Raw genomic sequence first — 18,773 nt, 5'->3', positions numbered from 1 at the left:
CATACTCGAAGAACAGCTGTCATGTTCTTCTTCAAGATGAAAACGGGACTTTTTTCCCAAGCTCTTTTTGACTAGTCAAGTTCAATGACGCGCAGTTCTTTTGACGTATGCGTAAACGGATCGCAACCGGTGTCCGTAATGTGAACGCAGTCTTCGATGCGGACGCCCGAAAATCCGGGAACGTAAATTCCGGGTTCGATTGAGAAGCACATCCCAGGCTCCAGGACGAGATCATTTCCTTCCATGATTGACGGGAATTCGTGGTCGCTTTGTCCGATGCCGTGTCCTAAGCGGTGAATGAAGTACTGACCGTAGCCGGCTTTGTCGATGACGTCGCGTGCGACTTTGTCCAATTCGGCAGCAGTAATGCCCGGTTTAGCGGCATCTTGTGCGGCAAGCTGAGCTTCTAAGCAGACGTCATAAATTTCTTTCGAACGATCATCGATTTTGCCAAAGGCAACGGTTCTTGAAGCATCTGACATATAGCCTTCAGAAACGACGCCAAGGTCAAAGAGGCAAAGCTCGTTTGGCTTGATCAGATCTTTTAACGGAGCTCCGTGAGGGTCGGCAGCATTTGCACCGCTTTGAACGATCGTATCAAAACTCATATGCATGATGCCTGCTTTCATCATCGCATATTCGATTTCGGCAACGACCTGTTGTTCCGTTCGTTTGGTCGAAAGTGCGGCAAAACCGGCTTCAAATGCTTTGTCGGCCCAGTCTCCGGCAACGTGCAGCTTTTTGATTTCGTCAGGCGTCTTGATAAGTTTTTCGCGTTCGATCAACGGAGAAAGGTCACCGACGAATTCTGCTTCATTAAATTGCGTCTTGATTGCTTCATAGCGCGCAACGGTCAGATTGCTCTTTTCAATTGCCCATTTCTTCGGATTCTTGCCGAGGTCTTCGATGTGTCCTTTAATAAGGGCGAACGGATCTTCATGATCCAGGTAGCCGTAAACCGGGTACTTCCAACCGGCTTTCTTAACTGATCCGACTTCAAGTGCCGGAGCAAAGATAAACGGATCTTTATCCGGGAAAATAAACAGCGCCAAAACACGTTCAATCGGGTCGCTTGAAAAGCCCGAAAAATATTCAACGTTCTTCCAGTCGCTGACATAAGCGATGTCATAGTTGTTTTGTGCCAACCAATTTTGAACAGTTGTGATGTGTGACATAAAATCTCTCCCTTAAAATTTAAATATAAACAACCTAATTATAGCACAGCTGGCTTTCTTCAAAGCATCAAGCACGGACTTTTTGCGCGGATTTTTTCAGAAAAATACAGTGCTTTTTTAAACGGTCAGTTTGAAACAGCGTATGGACGATTTCAGAAAAACCAGGTGAAAATATAATGAAAACTTATGAAAAACATCTTTGAAACGCTTGCAATTATAACAAAACTCTGTTAAATTAAATATCGTTAGACTGAAAACATATATGAAAATATATTTAAGGAAAGGGTTCACCATGGAAAAGCAAACAATTACAATTTATGATGTTGCTCGCGAAGCAGCCGTTTCGATGGCAACAGTGTCACGTGTCGTTAACGGAAATCCCAACGTCAAGCCTGCAACTCGCAAAAAAGTTCTTGAAGTAATCGATCGTTTGGATTATCGTCCCAATGCCGTTGCACGCGGTTTGGCAAGCAAGAAGACGACGACGGTCGGCGTGATTATTCCGGACGTGACGAACGTTTATTTCTCTTCTCTTGCACGAGGCATCGATGACGTTGCTGCAATGTACAAGTACAATATTATTCTTGCCAATTCTGACGGCAATGAACAAAAAGAGATTCAAATGCTCAATACTTTGCTTGCAAAACAAGTCGACGGCATCATCTTCATGGGCAATAATTTGACTGATGAACTCCGCACGCAGTTTGCGCGCTCAAAGACACCGATCGTTTTGGCTGGTTCGGTCGATCCGAAAGAAGAAGTCGAAAGCGTTCATATCGACTACGTTGCTGCAGTCGAAGAGGCTGTCAACGATCTCGTAAATCACGGCAACAAGCGAATCGCATTTATTTCGGGTCCGCTTGACGAACCGATTAACGGTGAGTATCGTCTCAAAGGGTACAAGAACGTTTTGAAGTCAAACGGCATCGAATTTGACGAAGAGCTTGTTTTTGAAACTGACAGCAGCTATCGTTCCGGTGAAGTTTTGTGGCCAGCGCTTTCTTCTGCAAACGTAACGGCTGCTTTTGTCGGCGACGATGAACTTGCCTGCGGCGTTTTGAACGGTGCAAAAGATGCCGGCGTCAAAGTTCCTGAAGAATTTGAAGTCGTTACGAGCAACAACTCCAAGCTTACGGAAATCGTTCGTCCGCAGCTTTCATCGATTACGCAGCCGCTTTATGATATCGGTGCCGTTTCCATGCGTCTGTTGACGAAGATGATGAACAACGAAGAAGAAGAAGGAGCACAAAAGACTGTCGAGCTTCCTTACGGCTTCATCAAACGCGCATCAACGAAGTGATTGAGCAAAGAGTTCAAGACTGGAAATTTTTCCAGTCTTGTTTTTGAACGGTGAAAGTAATGAAAATTAAAGTGCAAAAACAAGACGCGTTCATCATTCTTGCATTCGTCATGATGCTGATTTTGTTCATTTCATCATCAATGACTTATCATCAGCAGACTTCCGTGCCGTTTTTAGAGAAGTATTTGACGGGAAAGCCTTTTGAAACTTTTTTGGAACGTTTTTCGCTCGATTATTCCGGTTCTGAAATCAGCATTCAAGCAGTCGGCTATTATAAGTTTCTTGAATTTTTCATCAGAAAAGGAGCACATTTCGGAACGTACTTTCTTTTAGGAAGTTTTCTTTATCTGGGAATCAAAGATCGCATGAACGTAAAGTGGTTGGCAGCATTTTTGTGCGTGTTGGCTTCCCTTGGATATGCGGCAACCGATGAATTTCATCAAATGATTACCGGTGACAGAACACCGCTTTTTCAAGACGTGATGCTTGACGGAACCGGGGCTTTATGCGGCATTCTGCTCTGCATTTTATGTGAGCTCATCTATTTACGGGTCAAAAGAAAAGAGAATTGAGTTGCGCCAATGATGATGATTTGGTAAGATTACTTTGGTGCATAGGCACCATTTAATATATTCGGAAAGAGGTATTACAAATGTCAGGACATTCAAAATGGCATAACATCCAAGGCCGTAAAAACGCCCAAGATGCAAAACGTGGAAAGATTTTCCAAAAGTTATCACGAGACATATACATGGCGGCAAAGAGTGGCGGTCCTGACCCAGACGCTAATCCGCAATTGCGCTTAGTTATGGATAAGGCCCGTGCCGCCAATATGCCAAAAGACAATATCAAGCGTGCTTTGGACAAGGCAACTGGTGCAAACGGCGCAAACTACGAAGAAATTACTTATGAAGGATATGGTCCTGCAGGGGTTGCCATTTTGGTACACGCTTTGACGGACAATCGCAACCGTACAGCTTCTGCAGTTCGTGCAGATTTCAACCGCAACGGCGGAAATCTTGGCGAAACAGGCTCCGTTGCGTTCATGTTTGATCGCAAGGGATACATCGCGATTGATCGCGAAGACCTTGACGTCGACGAAGATTCAATGCTCGAAGATGCTCTCAATGCCGGTGCCGATGATCTTCAAGCTTCAGAAGAAGTCTTTGAAATCTATACGGATCCTCAAGCCTTTGAAGACGTTCGCAACGAACTTCAAAACAAATATGATCTTGATACGGCTGAAATTACGATGGTTCCGCAAAATACGGTACCGGTTCCGGCAGACAAGGTTGAACAGCTTCAACGTCTGATCGATCGTCTTGAAGATGAAGACGACGTTTCTGAAGTCTTCACTTCTGCCGAATTCCCGGATGAAGACTAATTAATAAAAATAATAAAAAGTCGAGGATTTCCTCGGCTTTTTTGTTTAAAGCAGCGTTTAGATCCGTGAATGCTGCTTTGCCAAATAACGCAAAATGTTATATGCTAGTAAAAGGTTTTAACATTAACGGAGGAATTAAGATGGTGAATAACGTTACGGTTTTGGGAAGTCTGAATGTCGACACGATATTGAGAATTGCTCGCTTGCCTAAGCCCGGTGAAACGATGCCGATGTCTGACAAAAATAATGCTGGTGGAGGAAAGGGCGCAAATCAGGCGATTGCCGCTGCACGTTGCGGAGCATCCACTGCATTTATCGGCAAAATCGGAGACGATGAAAACGGGAAAATGATGCTTGGGCTGCTGAACGAAAGCAACGTTTCAACTGAATACGTCGAAACTTCAAGCGAAGGAACCGGGCAGGCCTTCATCTTGCTGCAAGATTCAGGTGAGAACAGCATCTTGATTTATGGAGGTGCAAACCAGACAATTTCTGACGAAGATATTGAAAATGCGCGTGAAGTCATCTGTTCGGCAGATTTTTTGGTGACTCAGTTCGAAACGCCGATTTTGCCTGCTGCCAAAGCATTCGAGATGGCTAAAGAATCCGGAGTCGTGACGATTCTTAATCCCGCTCCGGCTAAACAGGTTCCGCAAGAGCTTTTGCAGCATACTGACTTGATTACTCCAAACGAAACCGAGGCTGAAATTTTGACCGGCGTTCACGTGGATAATCCGGCTTCGCAGCACGAAGCTGCCGTCAAGCTTCAAGAACTGGGCGCAAAAAACGTGATTATCACGTTGGGATCGAAGGGCGCATTTTATCGAGTCGGTGAAAAAGAAGGATTCGTCCCGGCATTTAAAGTTCGTGCAATCGATACGACTGCCGCAGGTGACACGTTCCTCGGGGCACTTTCTTCGCAACTTAAGAAGGACTTTTCAAATATTGAAGAGGCAATCGTTTTTGCAAGCAGAGCTTCATCGTTAGCCGTTCAAAAACTGGGTGCGATTCCGTCGATTCCGACAAAAAAAGCAGTTGAAGATGCTTTGAAATAATCAGCAATCAGGAGTCCAGGAAAAAAGTCCCGTTTCTTGCCTGAATTAAATGAAATACCGAACGAAGACGGTCGATGTGCGACTGACTTTGTTCGGTATTTTTTAATTTTTACGCGTAAAAAACTATCTTTTCAAAGGTGACACTGCGTAACCAATTCAGTCAAAATTTCATCCATATTTACGGACAGAGGATAATTTTCATTGATGTGTCCGTAAAAGGCAGTGATTTTGCTAAATACAGCGCCTGCTCAATCAGCCTGCCGAGCCATCAGTCAAAATTACCGACACGTTTTGTTTCGGGTTATTCCCATCATAAGCAAGCGATTGTCATGCATGCACAAAAAAACCGGATTAGATTTGCGATTGATTACAAATCATCCGGTTTTTCAATTTGAAGCATAATTTTTCCCGGCTTCTGTTTTTTGCAAAATTTTAAGGATGATTTGCGTCTTTATTTATTAGGAAGGAGGGAAAGAACATGGACAGCGTGCTTCATAAGATTTTAACGGATGCAATGGATAAAAAGGCCAGCGATGTCAGCTTTTTGCCACAAAAAAACAGTTATATCGTCAAGTTTTGCGTTGCCGGCAGGTTTGAAGCTTATGACGAATTTGATCTTGAACGGGCGAGTCAATGGATTGGATTTTTGAAATACAGAGCCGACATGTCGCTTGCTGAACAAAGAAGGCCTCAGCTCGGATCTTGGGAGCTTGAACATAATGGTCAGCCGGTTTATTGTCGATTATCAACGGTGGGTGATTTTTTAAATAGAGAATCGCTGGTCGTGCGTTTGATTTATCAAGAGGAATTGCAGAAAACAAAAAAATGCTTTTATATCGATCAATGGGACAGACTGTTTTCGGCGTGTCAGAAAAGAGGGTTGATTTTATTGTCCGGTCCGATGGGCAGCGGAAAGACGACGACCATGTATGAGCTTGCAAGAAAAATGACCGACAAGCAAATCATGTGCATTGAAGATCCGGTTGAAATTGCCGAACCGCGTTTTTTACAGGTTCAGGTTAACGAAAAAGCCAAGATGTCTTATTATGACTTGCTGAAAGTTGCCTTGAGACATCATCCGGATGTTTTCATCATTGGCGAAATCAGGGACGAACTGACTGCCAAAACAGCTGTCAACGCCGCATTAAGCGGGCATCTCGTGTTGAGTACCGTGCATGCGACGAGCGTTTACGGCATTTGGCAACGAATGATAAATCTTGGAATCAGTCCGGAAGAATTGGAACAGACAATGCGCTTGGCCAGCTATCAGCGTCTGATTCCGAGGAAAAACGGCGGCTCAAGCGTACTATTTGATTTTTTGGATATTGATGAGCTTGAAGAAAGCATTCGCGAAAATTCAGGCAAAAATCGGCAAATGACTAAAGAATGGGGGGAACGACTTGGAATCTGTGTCAAAAATGGTGAGATCGCAGAGGAAACGGCCAGCATGTTTTTACAAGGCTAAACGTTGGCGATCAAAAGAGCAGGCAGCTTTCTTCAGATTTTTGGGAGATATGCTGTCTTCAGGATTTTCAATGCAGCAGTGCCTGAAATGTCTCAGCATGATGGCTGAAAAAAGAAATGATGATATCGGTCTTGTTGAAGCAAAACTTGCTGAAGGTTCTGCATTGTCAGAGGCTTTGAAAGATCAGATTGACGTTTCGGCATATTTTCAGTTGGCAATCGCTGAAAAACACGGGAATGTTGAAAAAAGCATCAGGCAGCTTGGGGCATGCCTTGAACGCCGGGTAGAACAACAAGCGCGTCTGCGAGGGATTTTGGTTTATCCGATAATTTTGTTCGTCTTCTTAGCGGCAATTTTTGCGTGCATGAAGTTGTTTTTGATGCCCGAATTAAAGCGATTTGAAGCATCCGGAGGAAACGAGACGGTTTTTGATTGGCAAATTTTTTTGAAATGTGGGATTTTGGCGCTGATTTTGCTTTTGATCGCATATTTGTCCAAGGCATTCTATTGGTGGAGCAGACAAAAGGCTTTGACAAGACACCATTGGTATTGCGAATTGCCTTTGATTGGCAAAATTTATCGACAATATTGCTACTATTATCTCTCATTTAATTTAGGGATGTTTTTTCAAAGCGGTCTTGATTTCAGAGAAATTTGCGACTTGTTGCGACAGTTTGAAGAAAAAACGCTGCTTTATCAGTTGGGAGAACAGATTGATCTGTTCTTGAATCAGGGCAAATCACTGAATGAGATTGTTTCTTCCTATCCGTTCATGCCAAAGGAATTGAGCGCTTTTTTTGCTTCCGGGGAAACCAAAGATGAGATCAGCACAAATCTTTTGGTCTATTCTGAAGCTGCTTATAAGAAACTGGTTCGCCAGATTGATGGTCTGATATCGCTTGTTCAGCCGGTTTTATTTCTTGTGATCGCGCTCATTATTGTTGGATGTTATTTGTCGATGCTTTTGCCGTTGTATTCCAGTTTAGGGGGAATGTATTAATGTTTAAAAAAAATCAGAGCAAAAATAAATCTGCATTTACGTTAGTTGAAATGGCAATAGTACTTTTTATCATAAGTTTATTGATTTTGCTGATTGTTCCTAATCTTTCAAAGCAAAGAACGCATGCCGACAAGGTCAATACCGAAGCACTTCAGACCGAGCTTAATTCGCAGGCTCAGCTTTATGCCGACGACAAGAACGTCGCAATTGAAACAGTCAACGTTAAAATGCTTGAAAATGATAAATATTTGACAGAAAAGCAGGCTGAAAAAATGCAGGCTAAGCATTTAGAGCCGGAAACCTACGGAAAAAGCGAAAGCAAATGAAAAAAGCCGGTTTTACTTTAATTGAATCATGTTTGGTGCTTTTGATTGCGGCAATGGTCATTGCAATCGGAATTTTTCCTCAAAAGCAGACTGTTGAACGGCATCAGGAGAAAATTTTTTATGAAGAATTAAAGAACGGCTTTTCTTATGTGGCAATGAAAGCTTCCGTCAAAGGAACTCCAGGTCAAATCAGCTTTATGGTTGATGAGCCGCAACGAATCGTATTTTCATGCGGTCAAATGTCAAAATCACAGCGGGTAATCGTGAAATTACCTGAAACAATTAGATTTGACGAACCAAAAAACGTAGTGTGCGGCATTTCTGACAAAGGTTCGCTTACGCCGGCAACCGTGCGTTTTTCTTCCAGCTTGACCAAAACTTCATATCGGTTGACGCTTCAGTTGGGGTTTGGCGCACAATACCGAATTACGCCCGTGAGAAGCAAAAATTGACGCAAAATTTGTCGGTAATTTTTGAAAGTGTGCAAGGAAACACGTTCTTTTAAGGACGTGATGAATTGCCTGTTTTTTTGTCCTTATGACACACGAATACGAACATATGTGTTGTAATGATTGATATAAACAGACTTACGTATGGTAGAACATCGGTTTACAATCTTAATTATCATCTCATTTGGGGAATTAAGTATCGCAATAAAGTGCTGAAAGGACACGTCGAAACAGTGAAGCGAACCTTATATGAAATTGCTTCAAAATACGGCTTTACGATTGCTCACATGGAGATTGGAAAAGATGACCACATTCACTTATTGGTGAGCGCACTGCCTGAATTGTCGGTAACGAATATTATGCGCTGGCTGAAGGAAATTTCAGCATGGCAATTGTTCAGGAAATGTCCGGAATTGCAAACCAGTCACCGGAAGAAGCAGGATCGTCATCTGTGGTCACCGAGTTACTATGTTGAAAGCATCGGCACAGTTAATGAACAGGCTGTTGCCAAGTACATTGATGACCAGCGTCGAAAAGTGGTGAACTTGAAATGAACAAAGTCATTAAGGGGATTAAGCTGCGATTGTACCCCAATCAATCCCAGCGGGAACAGTTATGGCAAATGTTCGGCAACGACCGTTTTGTCTGGAATCAGATGCTGGGAATGGCTAAGGAACGCTATCAGAACAATCCAAACAGTCTTTTCGTCAATGAGTATGGCATGAACTATCTTTTGAAACAGCTCAAGTGCGAGTATGCTTTTCTCAGGGAAAGTGATTCCACCAGTTTCCTGGTGGTGAACCACAATCTTGCTCAGGCGTTCAAAATGCTGTTCAGGCATCGGGGCGGTTATCCGCATTTCAAGAACCGGCACTCCTTACGCCAGTCCTATACAGGACGTTCGACCTGTAAGGTGCTCGCCCGGCGAAGAATGCAATTGCCCAAACTGGGCGGCATTCGTACAAGCAGGACAGGTCTTGTCGGTGATGCTAAAATCAAGCGTTACACCGTCAGCTATGAACCGACAGGCCGTTACTATCTGTCATTGCAGGTTGAAACTGAGGTTAATCAGCTGCCTGAGACTCATCAGTCGGTCGGACTGGACATGGGCCTCGCCGATCTGGTGATTAGTTCTGACGGTGTCAAGTACGGTACCTTTAACGCAGAATGGCTGGAAAAACAAGCCGTTAGGTGGCAACGTAAGTATGCCAGACGTCGTTACCTTGCTCAATGCCAGGTGTGGAAGTGGAATCATAACCGCTTTGATCATCTGGAAGAGCTTGATGATTATTCCAACTGGCAGCGGGCAAGGGTCAATAAAGCCCGCTGCCAGAAACGGATTGCCAATAAGCGCAGAGACTACCTTCATAAGCTGACAACTGACTTAGTCAGGAACTATGACGTGATTGTAATCGAAGATTTGAAAACCAAGAATCTGCAGAAGAATCACCACATGGCCAGGTCAATTTGGCATCAATTCCGCGCAATGCTGGAATACAAGTGCGCCTGGTACGGCAGACAATTAGTTGTAGTGAAGCCTGACTACACCAGTCAAACCTGTTCGAACTGTGGCTTTAGCAGCGGAAAAAAACCGCTGGAAGTCCGCGAATGGACGTGTCCGAAGTGCGGCATTCACCACGACCGGGATGTTAATGCGGCAGTTAACATCCTGCACAAAGGGTTAAAAGCCATTGGCCAGGGACTGGCCCTGGTAAAATAACGAAGTTCTGTAAGTCAGGTGGCTGGAATACCAGCGCAACATCCTGAATACTACTTCGTGTTCCCAGAAGCTCGGTCATTTATGGCCGAGTAGTTCACGAAACAGGTTAAATATTGAGGAAGGGATGGCGAGCAGTTTCCGGATGAAAAAACAGGTCTCGCAGAAAAATAGATGAAAAAAGAAGGATTTTTGATGATTGATGCCTTGTTTGGACTGAGCGTTACGGCAATGTGCGTTTGGCTTTTTTGCTACTGTCAGTCGATAAGCATCAAGCAGGAAAATCGGGCATATGAAGAAATGCAAACGGCGCTTTCTTTGCTTAAACAAAGCAATCGCTTGGAATCGCGCTATTTGTATCGTTACGATTGCGGAGAGGCGGATGATTGTGATTTTAAAAAAATCAAAGCGGGTAACAAAATGCTTGTTTTGGAAGAGAAAAACGGCATTCACGATGATTGAAACAGTGATGGCATTGTTGGTGACTCTTTCTGGGGTCGTTTTGTTATTCGGAGTGATGCGAGCCTGCAAGTTGCAATTGGACGAAAAAAAGATGACCAATCGCTTTCAGTATTCCAGAGTTTTGAACGTTCTTTACTCGGGTCAGCTTGATTTGACGGAATTGCTGCTGCAGGATTCGCAGAAAAGATGGACTGTGATGTACTATAGTTCTAAAACAAAAAAGTACTATGATCTTGAACGTTATTCATTAAGAAGCGCGCTGGTGATGGAGGCTTATGATGAATCTTCAGGCAAAATGCCCTTGATGTATGATGTTGAAAATTTCAAAACGGATGCATCTAAGGGAAAGTGGCCTGTGCTTACTTTGACCATGAAAGACGGAAATGTTTTCAGACACGTACTGATGCTTCCGACAAAATGTTCAAAAGACGGGAAGGATTTTTTTGATGAAACAAAGTCGACGGATTGATGGAACGTTTTTTGCGACCGCGCTGATCTTGTTTGTCTTGATAGCAAGCGTTTTTTGCATCAAAACAACAATTTATCGGGAACGCATTCATGATTATCAAGAGCAGGCAAGCTATTATGAAGCAAGAGCAATGGCTAAAATGGCTTTGGCAAACGAGATAAAGCATAATCAGATTTTTCGTTTCAATACCGGAACCGTCAGTCGAAACTATTTAAAGCTTACGGTAGAACTGAATGACAAGAAGACATACCAATTTAGCGTGCCAACGCGTTTTGCCAACTTCAAAAAGTAGTTTTGGTTGCATTTTGGACTGCAAATAGTTAAACTGTATCGAGTGAGAAACTATGTTTGAAGGAACGAGGGAATAAATTTTGGCACTGGCTGATATCGAAAAACAATATGATTTGATGAATGAAGCTTGCGAATTGCTGCAAGCAAAACTGCAAGACGATTGCTTGGATGCTTTGATTGAAAATTTTGACAATCTTCTGAATGACGGAAAAGTCCATGTCGAAGACGGCATTCCTGATGAAAAAACTGCTTCAAAATTAGCTGAGATTTATCGTGCCGTTCATTTGGATGAAATCAGCACGGAAGATCGCAGACTATTGTTGCAGCTCAGTCTGCTTACGGCATACCGCAAGGAAAAGATTCAGGCCAATCATCAGATGACGCCTGATTCGATCGGCTTTTTAACGGCTTATTTATTGCAGCAGGTTTACGAAAAAAAAGATGAAACGAATTTTTTGGATCTTTGCATTGGGACGGGAAACTTGGCGGCAGTCGTTATCAATGCATTGAAAAATAACGGCTTCAAAAACATTCATGGGTTCGGCATAGACAACGATGACACGCTGCTGACAATCGCAAGCATTGAATCTCAGCTTTGCGACCTTGATTTGAATCTTTATCATCAAGACGCTTTGGATAAAAGTTTGATTCCTCAGGCAGACGTGATCGTAAGCGATCTGCCCGTCGGTTGGTATCCGCTTGACGAACGTGCCGAAGGGTATGAAACGCATGCAAAAGAAGGTCACTCATTCGTCCATTTTCTTTTGATCGAACAAGCACTTGACAATTTGAAAGAAGGAGGAATCGGGATGTTTTTGATTCCTTCCTCCATGTTTGAATCAAAAGAGTCGCTTCCTTTGCTGAAGTTTATTCAAAAAAATGGCTATCTGCAAAGTTTGATTAATTTGCCAGGGGCGATGTTTGCGTCGAAAAAGTCTGAGAAGGCTATTTTGATTCTGCAAAAAAAGGGTGCCAAAAGCAAGCAGGCAAATCCGGTTTTGTTAGGCGAATTTCCGCTCGTCAAAGACACGAAGAATTTTGAAAAATTCATGGCTGAGGTTGCTGTTTGGAAAGAAAAGAATTTCTGAGAAAGCTCTAGCGTGAATTATGTTCATCAATAAGTGAGTAAGTTGAATTTTACTAAAACCAAAAATTGCTCTATACTGAATAGATGTATTATTCAGTTTTTGATTGGAGAATTAATAATGGCTGAAAAAGACAAATACTCACGTGGATTGAAATCGCGTCACGTTCAGCTGATTGCGTTGGGTGGAACGATTGGAACCGGACTTTTTCTTGGATCCGGTAAGTCGATTCACTCGGCAGGTCCTTCGATTGTTTTGGCATATCTGATTACGGGAGTGATCTGCTTTTTGTTGATGCGTGCGATGGGAGAATTGCTTCTTTCGGATCTAAGTACGCACTCGTTTATTGATTTTATTGCTCGCTATCTTGGCGAAGACGTTGGCTTTGTCACCGGATGGACTTATTGGATCTGTTGGGTAACGATTGCGATGGCGGACGTTACTGCAAGCGGGCTGTATGTCAAATACTGGTTTCCGAGCGTTCCGCAGTGGCTCCCTGGATTCATTATCCTGGTGGTGCTGCTTTTTGCGAACCTGATTACCGTTGCTTTGTTCGGTGAGACGGAATTTTGGTTTGCACTGATTAAAATCGTTGCAATCGTTGCGCTGATTTTGGTCGGAATAGTATTAGTGGCAATTGGTTTTAAGACGCCGCAAGGACATGCTTCACTGACTAACCTGGTTGATTACGGCGGGATTTTTCCAAAGGGAATCAAAGGGTTCATCATGTCGTTTCAGATGGTTACGTTTGGATTTATCGGGATTGAAATGATTGGCGTGACTGCCTCTGAGACAGAGAATCCTAAAAAAATCATCCCCAAGGCAATCAATGAGATTCCGCTCAGAATCATCATTTTCTATGTTGGATCTTTGCTTGCTTTGATGTCGATTTATCCGTGGAAGTCGATTACGATTTCTCAAAGTCCGTTCGTGCAAGTGTTTGAAAACGTCGGAATTGCAGCGGCGGCAGGCATTATCAATTTTGTCGTTTTGACGGCAGCTGCATCGGCGTGCAACAGTTCAATTTTCAGTACGGGACGGATGATGTTTTCATTGACGTATAAGGGAAGCTCAAAATTTGAAAAAAAGATGAGCACTCTTTCGAGAAGACAAGTGCCGGCAAATGCGATCAAGTTTTCAACTTTGGTAATTGCGATTGCTGTTTTGGCAAATTTCGTGGTTCCGAATACAGCACTTTTCCAATTTATCTCAAGCGCTGCGACAACATGTTTCTTGTTCATTTGGGGAGCAATTGTCGTTGCGCACTTAAAATACAAAAAGAGTTTGAAAGAGACAAAAAAATCTTCCGAAGCGAACTTTAAGATGCCGTTTTATCCGTTGTCTGATTATCTGGTTTTGGCATTCTTGGCTTTTGTGTGCGTTGTTATGTGTCTTGAAAAAACAACGCTGATTGCTTTGGGTGCATCGATTTCCTGGTTTGTCGTACTGATTTTGATCAGGAAACATCATCATCTGACGGTTCAAGGCAAATAAAATATTTTTTGTCATGTGGCTGGGAAGAACTATGTCTCGAATAAAAGCCCTGGATGATTTGCAATCAATTACAAATCATCCGGACTTTTGTATATATAGGATAATTTGCTGTTATGACGGAAATAAGCAAAAAATTCTGTTTCATTTGGCAAAATACATGTATCAAAATTGAAAAATGCAGGACAAAATCAGTCGACTTGCGCTTTTTCCCGTTAGACATTTCAGTTAATTGAAGATGGAAACTGGACTTTTTTTCAACCTCTTTTTGATTAGAGTTGAAAGAATAATGTCGAGCAAAGACAGGAAATGTTTTTTTGAGTATTTTCTGTGAATTTTTAATCCAAATTTAATTAGTCATTCAATAATGACAGAAAATGTGGTAAAATAAAAACACTAACTGTTAAAATTGATTCATAGTTAGCGAATAAAGATATTTTTTCAAGAAGGAGGAAGTTAATTATGTGTGGTTTTTTGAGCATTGATTCCAGTGAATACCCAATGGCGATCTTTGAAAAAGCTTTACATGAATTAGACGATCGTGGTCCTGACATGACCAGAACGCAAGAAGCAAACGGAGCGGTCTTTGGCTTCAATCGATTGTCTATTATGGATTTATCAGAAAAGGGGATGCAGCCATTTAATAATAATAATTGCACACTGGTTTGCAATGGCGAAATCTACAATTATCCTGCCTTGAAAGAAAATCTGGCAGATGACTATGAATGTCAAAGTCACAGCGACTGCGAAGTGCTGTTGCCTTTGTATCAAAAATATGGCTTGGACATCATGTGCAAGATGCTTGATGGTGAATTTGCTTTTTCAATCAAGGATGGCAACACCGGCAAAATGCTTGCCGGTCGAGATCCGATGGGAATTCGTCCGATGTTTTACGGCTATACTGAAAAGGGCAAGGTTGCTTTTTCCTCAGTTGCCAAGGCTCTTCTTCCGGTTTGCCACGATATCAAGCCGTTTCCTCCGGGATGCTATTATGACGGAGAAAAAATCGTTCGTTACAACGATTTGGGCGATGTTAAGCAATACGTTGAGGATGATGTGGATTTGATTGGTGTCAACTTGCGCGAAAAGTTGGTTGAAGCCGTCGACAAACGCTTGCAAAGTGATGCTCCCATCGGTTTTTTGCTTTCCGGTGGCTTGGATTCGGCACTTGTTTGTTCAATTGCGCAAAGAATCATGGACAAGCCGATCAAAACGTTTGCAATCGGGATGGACAGAAATCCGATTGATTTAAAGTATGCCAAAGAAGTTGCTGATTACCTCGGTACTGACCATACGGAAGTCATTATGACGAGAGAAGACGTTTTGGGACATCTGAAAGAGGTCATAAGAAAACTTGAAACGTGGGACATTACGACGATTCGTGCTTCGCTCGGGATGTACATCGTTTGCGAGTACATCCATCAGAACACGGATTTGAAAGTTATTTTGACCGGTGAATGTTCTGATGAAATGTTTGGTTACAAATATACCGATTTTGCACCGTCTCCCGCAGAGTTTCAGCAAGAGTCTCAAAAGCGTGTTCGCGAACTTTACATGTATGATGTGTTGCGTGCTGACCGCTGCATTTCATCAAATTCGCTTGAAGGCCGCGTTCCGTTTGCTGATACCGATTTCGTTCAATATGCGATGAGCATTGATCCGGCTAAAAAGATGAACGTTTATGGCAAAGGCAAATATCTTTTGCGTCATGCTTTTGACGGTCAGGACTATCTGCCTGAAGAAATCCTGTTCCGTGAAAAAGCCGCCTTCAGTGATGCTGTCGGTCACAGCATGGTTGATGATTTGAAGGAATATGCCGAAGGGTTGTATTCTGATGAGGACTTGGAAAAAGCAAAGAAGAAATATTCGTATAAAGCGCCGTTTACGAAGGAATCGTTGCTTTATCGTGATATTTTCGAAGAATACTATCCGGGCCAAGCAGCCTGGATCAAGGATTACTGGATGCCAAACAAGAATTGGGAAAACTGTGACGTTGACGATCCAAGCGCGCGCGTGCTTAAGAATTACGGTGATTCCGGAAAATAAAAATTAGGATTTTATTCGGGCCTGGAAGCAGATTTCAGGCCCTTTTTTAAATGCAGAGCACTGGATTTGACGGAGGGTATATGAACTATTTTACTGCCGATACGCACTTTTTTCACAAAAGCCTGATTCACGATCGAATATTTTCAAACAGAGATTTTTTGTGCGTTGAAGAAATGAACGAGCAGATCATGGACGCATGGAATGAAGTCGTTTGTGATCAAGATACGGTTTATCATTTGGGCGACATTGCTTTGGTTGACGGAAAAACCAAAGCATACGAAAAAGTTGACCAGTTGTTGAAGAGACTGAATGGTCAAATTGTTTTCGTCAAGGGAAATCACGATTCGCGCGCAATGTTCAAATATCTTGAAAAGCATAACGCAACATTGAAGAACGAGCGCAAAAAGTATCTGTTCAATGATGTTGGTCTGATTTTGAAATTTGACAAGAAGTAGTTTTTTTTGACGCATTATCCGCTGATTGTCGGAAACAAAGGAAATCGCATAAATCTTCACGGACATATTCACCGAAGCACCGTCAACTTATCGACATGCCTAAACGTTGGCATCGACTCGCCTGAAGCAGATTACCTTATGGGCGAACGCCCATTTGGACAGCCTTTTTCTGAAACGGAGATTTTGAAGATGATTAAAGCAAAGAGAGACGATTTCGGAAAGAGATAGGCGTGTTCGTGTGGTATAATTAAGTGATACTATTTTGGAACGGGAGGAATTTTTTTGAACAGCAGCAAACGCGAACGACGTGAAGATCAGCTGATGAAGAAGGCTGAAAAATTAGCCGAATACGCAAGCGAAATCGTGATGCAAAGCGATACGCAAATGCTGATAGACGGACATCCGTACGTTTTGGTCAAAAACTATCGGGACGGCTTTCGAACAGACAAGCTGAAAGAGCGTTTCAGCCAAATTCTGACCAAATATGACTATATCGTTGGAGATTGGGGATACAATCAGCTCAGGCTGCGTGGTTTTTACGAATCAGGAAGCAAAAAGGGGACACCATCGCAAAACATTGATCGCTTGATGGACTATCTCTATGAAAATTGTAATTTTGGCTGTGCCTATTTTGTCTTGCATAATCTTGACGTTCAAAAACCGACCCCCGTTCCCAAAGAGGAGCGGCGCAAGAATCGTGTCAGCTCAAAGCATCGCAAACGCAAACGGCAACGTCAAAACAATGTTTATGAGGAAAAAGTCTATGAAGTTCATAGCAGAAAACCTAATCGCAACAGTGACAAGAGAAACAAAATGAAGGCAAAGACCGTGGGCAAAAACTCGCGCATTCGCCATTTTACGATCAGACAGAAAGATTAAGAATTAAGAGGTTGATTTGAAATGAAGAAGTATGCTGGCTACATGATTGATTTGGACGGAACGATTTATCGCGGCAAAGAGAAGATTCCTGCAGCAAAACGATTCATCGAACGCCTGCAAGAACATGACATCCCGTTTTTGTTCGTTACAAACAACAGCACGCAGGCACCAATCAAGGTCGTTGAAAACCTTGCAAATAATTTTGACATTCACGTGAAAGAAGAAAACGTCTATACGTCAGCTTTGGCAACGGCTGATTACATTGCTGACCTTAACAAGGATAAGCGCAGCGTCTACGTAATCGGAGAAGTGGGGTTAAAGCAGGCTATTTTGGATAAGGGATTTCGTTTTGAAGAAACAAATCCTGATTATGTCGTCGTCGGCCTTGATTACGATGTTACCTATCATAAATTCGAGCTGGCAACTCTTGCAATCAAGCGCGGGGCAAAGTTTATCGGTACGAATGCCGATACCAATTTGCCAAATGAACGTGGTCTTGTTCCCGGGGCAGGTTCGGTGATTGCTTTGGTTGAATGTTCGACGCAGCAAAAAGCAACATATATCGGAAAACCGGAAACGATCATCATGGAAAAGGCGCTTGAACGTTTGGGACTTCCAAAAGATGAGGTTGTCATGGTCGGCGACAACTATATGACGGACATCAAGGCAGGCATCAACTTCGGAATTGATACGATGCTGGTCTATACCGGTGTTTCAACTCGCGAACTCGTCAGAAAGCAAGAGATTGCTCCGACGATTGAATTGGGGTCTTTGGATGAATGGAAAGTAGGTTAAAATTTCATCTGAAAAATGCAGTGCTGCTTTTGGCAATCGTTTCGCTGAGCGTTGCAATCACCATCAATTTTCGGCCATTGTATGCTTTTTTTGTCAATCGCTATCATTTGTATCAAGAGGTCGGATTGACCAAAAAACAGCTGCTTTCTGAATACGGTACGCTTCTGAATTACCTTAACTTTCCGTGGATCAAGCATTTGCAACTTTCGATTCCGATGTCTCAAAGTGGGATGAAGCACTTTGCCGATTGCAAAATATTATTCGTGTTTGACTATGCGGTTTGCCTTTTAACGGTTCCTTTTGCGACATTTTATGTCAGAAAGCTCGTCAAAAAAAGACAGACGTGGCGCTTGATTAATCCAATCAGATGGTGTTTCGTCGTTATGTTTGCGCTTGGACTTTTTTTGGTGACGGATTTTGAAGATTTTTTTGTCAAATTTCATGAGATGTTGTTTAGAAACTCCGATTGGATGTTTGATCCGGAAACTGACCCGATTATTTTGGCGTTGCCCGCTGAATTTTTCATGGCGTGTTTTATTTTATTCATAATATTGTTCGTCATTTTCCAAGTAATTCTTTTAGGACGCGGAAAATGGGAAATCAGACATTGATAAAAAGCCCTTGCCGTTTTTGAAGTGCAATAAAAAAGTTAGACAAAATTAAACAATTAAGCTGTCATGGCATGATTTCGGTATTCTACCGGAGTCATGCCTTTTGTTTTTAAAGAAACCCGTTCGTAATTAAAGAAATGGATGTAGTCTTGAACCATCATTTTAAATGCAGTAATGTCTTCAAATAATGGTAGCCCATCCAGCAACTCAGTTTTCAGTATGTGGAAAAAGCTTTCCACTGGTGCGTTATCCAGACAATGTCCCTTACGAGACATACTTTGAACAAAGTGATGGTTAGCCAATCTTTGAGTATAGTAA

21 protein-coding genes and 1 pseudogene are annotated in these 18,773 nt (G+C 42.6%); 20 read left to right on the top strand and 2 right to left on the bottom strand.

Annotated elements, in window-relative coordinates; translation table 11 throughout:
• Positions 1 to 71: 71 nt before the first annotated feature.
• The gene (locus tag BMZ95_RS03435; RefSeq protein WP_014073875.1) at positions 72 to 1,175 is read right to left on the bottom strand and encodes a M24 family metallopeptidase; all 1,104 of its coding nucleotides are present in this window, start codon (positions 1,173 to 1,175) and stop codon (positions 72 to 74) included.
• A gap of 292 nt (positions 1,176 to 1,467) precedes the next feature.
• Between BMZ95_RS03435 and ccpA the strand changes: the two genes are divergently transcribed.
• The 20 genes and pseudogenes from ccpA (at position 1,468) to BMZ95_RS03325 (ending at position 18,455) form a co-directional block, all read left to right on the top strand.
• Positions 1,468 to 2,475, top strand: coding sequence for a catabolite control protein A (gene ccpA, locus BMZ95_RS03430; RefSeq protein WP_014073874.1), 1,008 nt, complete (start codon positions 1,468 to 1,470; stop codon positions 2,473 to 2,475).
• A gap of 59 nt (positions 2,476 to 2,534) precedes the next feature.
• Positions 2,535 to 3,047: a VanZ family protein gene (locus BMZ95_RS03425; RefSeq protein WP_014073873.1), complete on the top strand. Its 513-nt coding sequence runs from the start codon at positions 2,535 to 2,537 to the stop codon at positions 3,045 to 3,047.
• An 80-nt stretch (positions 3,048 to 3,127) separates the two neighbouring features.
• The gene (locus BMZ95_RS03420) at positions 3,128 to 3,859 is read left to right on the top strand and encodes a YebC/PmpR family DNA-binding transcriptional regulator (RefSeq protein ID WP_014073872.1); all 732 of its coding nucleotides are present in this window, start codon (positions 3,128 to 3,130) and stop codon (positions 3,857 to 3,859) included.
• Between the two features lie 140 nt (positions 3,860 to 3,999).
• On the top strand, positions 4,000 to 4,914 hold the full coding sequence (gene rbsK / locus BMZ95_RS03415; protein WP_046921968.1) for a ribokinase: 915 nt from the start codon (positions 4,000 to 4,002) through the stop codon (positions 4,912 to 4,914).
• A 478-nt stretch (positions 4,915 to 5,392) separates the two neighbouring features.
• Positions 5,393 to 6,379: a competence type IV pilus ATPase ComGA gene (gene comGA, locus BMZ95_RS03400; RefSeq protein WP_014073869.1), complete on the top strand. Its 987-nt coding sequence runs from the start codon at positions 5,393 to 5,395 to the stop codon at positions 6,377 to 6,379.
• A complete protein-coding gene (gene comGB / locus BMZ95_RS03395; RefSeq protein ID WP_046921969.1) occupies positions 6,333 to 7,379 on the top strand; it encodes a competence type IV pilus assembly protein ComGB in 1,047 nt (348 codons plus the stop codon). The genes comGA and comGB overlap by 47 nt, the downstream gene beginning before the upstream one ends.
• Positions 7,379 to 7,705, top strand: a complete 327-nt coding sequence (locus BMZ95_RS03390) for a prepilin-type N-terminal cleavage/methylation domain-containing protein (protein ID WP_014073867.1) — start codon at positions 7,379 to 7,381, stop codon at positions 7,703 to 7,705. Before comGB ends, BMZ95_RS03390 begins: the two co-directional genes overlap by 1 nt.
• Entirely contained in the window at positions 7,702 to 8,157 is a 456-nt protein-coding gene (locus tag BMZ95_RS03385) for a type II secretion system protein (protein WP_003691643.1), read from the top strand. Before BMZ95_RS03390 ends, BMZ95_RS03385 begins: the two co-directional genes overlap by 4 nt.
• Positions 8,158 to 8,273: 116 nt before the next feature.
• Entirely contained in the window at positions 8,274 to 8,708 is a 435-nt protein-coding gene (tnpA, locus tag BMZ95_RS03380) for an IS200/IS605 family transposase (RefSeq protein ID WP_074786419.1), read from the top strand.
• Complete coding sequence (locus BMZ95_RS03375; RefSeq protein ID WP_074786416.1) at positions 8,705 to 9,874, top strand: RNA-guided endonuclease TnpB family protein; 1,170 nt, start codon at positions 8,705 to 8,707, stop codon at positions 9,872 to 9,874. The genes tnpA and BMZ95_RS03375 overlap by 4 nt, the downstream gene beginning before the upstream one ends.
• Before the next feature lie 171 nt (positions 9,875 to 10,045).
• Entirely contained in the window at positions 10,046 to 10,333 is a 288-nt protein-coding gene (locus BMZ95_RS03370) for a hypothetical protein (RefSeq protein ID WP_014073864.1), read from the top strand.
• Entirely contained in the window at positions 10,326 to 10,802 is a 477-nt protein-coding gene (locus BMZ95_RS03365) for a hypothetical protein (RefSeq protein ID WP_014073863.1), read from the top strand. Before BMZ95_RS03370 ends, BMZ95_RS03365 begins: the two co-directional genes overlap by 8 nt.
• Positions 10,780 to 11,094: a CobD/CbiB family protein gene (locus BMZ95_RS03360; protein ID WP_014073862.1), complete on the top strand. Its 315-nt coding sequence runs from the start codon at positions 10,780 to 10,782 to the stop codon at positions 11,092 to 11,094. Before BMZ95_RS03365 ends, BMZ95_RS03360 begins: the two co-directional genes overlap by 23 nt.
• A gap of 79 nt (positions 11,095 to 11,173) precedes the next feature.
• Positions 11,174 to 12,181, top strand: coding sequence for a class I SAM-dependent methyltransferase (locus BMZ95_RS03355; protein WP_046921971.1), 1,008 nt, complete (start codon positions 11,174 to 11,176; stop codon positions 12,179 to 12,181).
• 117 nt (positions 12,182 to 12,298) lie between these two features.
• Complete coding sequence (locus BMZ95_RS03350) at positions 12,299 to 13,672, top strand: amino acid permease (RefSeq protein WP_046921972.1); 1,374 nt, start codon at positions 12,299 to 12,301, stop codon at positions 13,670 to 13,672.
• 459 nt (positions 13,673 to 14,131) lie between these two features.
• Positions 14,132 to 15,715, top strand: a complete 1,584-nt coding sequence (gene asnB / locus BMZ95_RS03345) for an asparagine synthase B (RefSeq protein WP_014073861.1) — start codon at positions 14,132 to 14,134, stop codon at positions 15,713 to 15,715.
• 80 nt (positions 15,716 to 15,795) lie between these two features.
• Positions 15,796 to 16,398: pseudogene (locus BMZ95_RS03340) on the top strand (metallophosphoesterase).
• Between the two features lie 54 nt (positions 16,399 to 16,452).
• Entirely contained in the window at positions 16,453 to 17,049 is a 597-nt protein-coding gene (locus tag BMZ95_RS03335) for a YutD family protein (RefSeq protein WP_014073860.1), read from the top strand.
• Between the two features lie 21 nt (positions 17,050 to 17,070).
• Entirely contained in the window at positions 17,071 to 17,844 is a 774-nt protein-coding gene (locus tag BMZ95_RS03330) for a TIGR01457 family HAD-type hydrolase (RefSeq protein ID WP_014073859.1), read from the top strand.
• Entirely contained in the window at positions 17,829 to 18,455 is a 627-nt protein-coding gene (locus BMZ95_RS03325) for a TIGR01906 family membrane protein (protein ID WP_014073858.1), read from the top strand. Before BMZ95_RS03330 ends, BMZ95_RS03325 begins: the two co-directional genes overlap by 16 nt.
• Positions 18,456 to 18,511: 56 nt before the next feature.
• On the opposite strand, the gene BMZ95_RS03320 is transcribed toward BMZ95_RS03325, so the two are convergent.
• A partial coding sequence (locus BMZ95_RS03320; RefSeq protein WP_143454944.1) for an IS3 family transposase occupies positions 18,512 to 18,773 on the bottom strand: 262 nt, incomplete at its 5' end.

Origin of the sequence: Ligilactobacillus ruminis DSM 20403 = NBRC 102161, assembly GCF_900113455.1 — a bacterium.
Lineage (GTDB): Bacteria > Bacillota > Bacilli > Lactobacillales > Lactobacillaceae > Ligilactobacillus > Ligilactobacillus ruminis.
Note: the sequence above shows the minus strand (reverse complement) of the source record. Positions and strands in the feature narration are given on the sequence as shown.

Coding starts and splice junctions, on each gene's coding strand:
- BMZ95_RS03435 (WP_014073875.1), bottom strand. CDS start 1,175: ATGTCACACATCACAACTGTTCAAAATTGGTTGGCACAAAACAACTAT.
- ccpA (WP_014073874.1), top strand. CDS start 1,468: ATGGAAAAGCAAACAATTACAATTTATGATGTTGCTCGCGAAGCAGCC.
- BMZ95_RS03425 (WP_014073873.1), top strand. CDS start 2,535: ATGAAAATTAAAGTGCAAAAACAAGACGCGTTCATCATTCTTGCATTC.
- BMZ95_RS03420 (WP_014073872.1), top strand. CDS start 3,128: ATGTCAGGACATTCAAAATGGCATAACATCCAAGGCCGTAAAAACGCC.
- rbsK (WP_046921968.1), top strand. CDS start 4,000: ATGGTGAATAACGTTACGGTTTTGGGAAGTCTGAATGTCGACACGATA.
- comGA (WP_014073869.1), top strand. CDS start 5,393: ATGGACAGCGTGCTTCATAAGATTTTAACGGATGCAATGGATAAAAAG.
- comGB (WP_046921969.1), top strand. CDS start 6,333: ATGGTGAGATCGCAGAGGAAACGGCCAGCATGTTTTTACAAGGCTAAA.
- BMZ95_RS03390 (WP_014073867.1), top strand. CDS start 7,379: ATGTTTAAAAAAAATCAGAGCAAAAATAAATCTGCATTTACGTTAGTT.
- BMZ95_RS03385 (WP_003691643.1), top strand. CDS start 7,702: ATGAAAAAAGCCGGTTTTACTTTAATTGAATCATGTTTGGTGCTTTTG.
- tnpA (WP_074786419.1), top strand. CDS start 8,274: ATGATTGATATAAACAGACTTACGTATGGTAGAACATCGGTTTACAAT.
- BMZ95_RS03375 (WP_074786416.1), top strand. CDS start 8,705: ATGAACAAAGTCATTAAGGGGATTAAGCTGCGATTGTACCCCAATCAA.
- BMZ95_RS03370 (WP_014073864.1), top strand. CDS start 10,046: ATGAAAAAAGAAGGATTTTTGATGATTGATGCCTTGTTTGGACTGAGC.
- BMZ95_RS03365 (WP_014073863.1), top strand. CDS start 10,326: ATGATTGAAACAGTGATGGCATTGTTGGTGACTCTTTCTGGGGTCGTT.
- BMZ95_RS03360 (WP_014073862.1), top strand. CDS start 10,780: ATGAAACAAAGTCGACGGATTGATGGAACGTTTTTTGCGACCGCGCTG.
- BMZ95_RS03350 (WP_046921972.1), top strand. CDS start 12,299: ATGGCTGAAAAAGACAAATACTCACGTGGATTGAAATCGCGTCACGTT.
- asnB (WP_014073861.1), top strand. CDS start 14,132: ATGTGTGGTTTTTTGAGCATTGATTCCAGTGAATACCCAATGGCGATC.
- BMZ95_RS03330 (WP_014073859.1), top strand. CDS start 17,071: ATGAAGAAGTATGCTGGCTACATGATTGATTTGGACGGAACGATTTAT.
- BMZ95_RS03325 (WP_014073858.1), top strand. CDS start 17,829: ATGGAAAGTAGGTTAAAATTTCATCTGAAAAATGCAGTGCTGCTTTTG.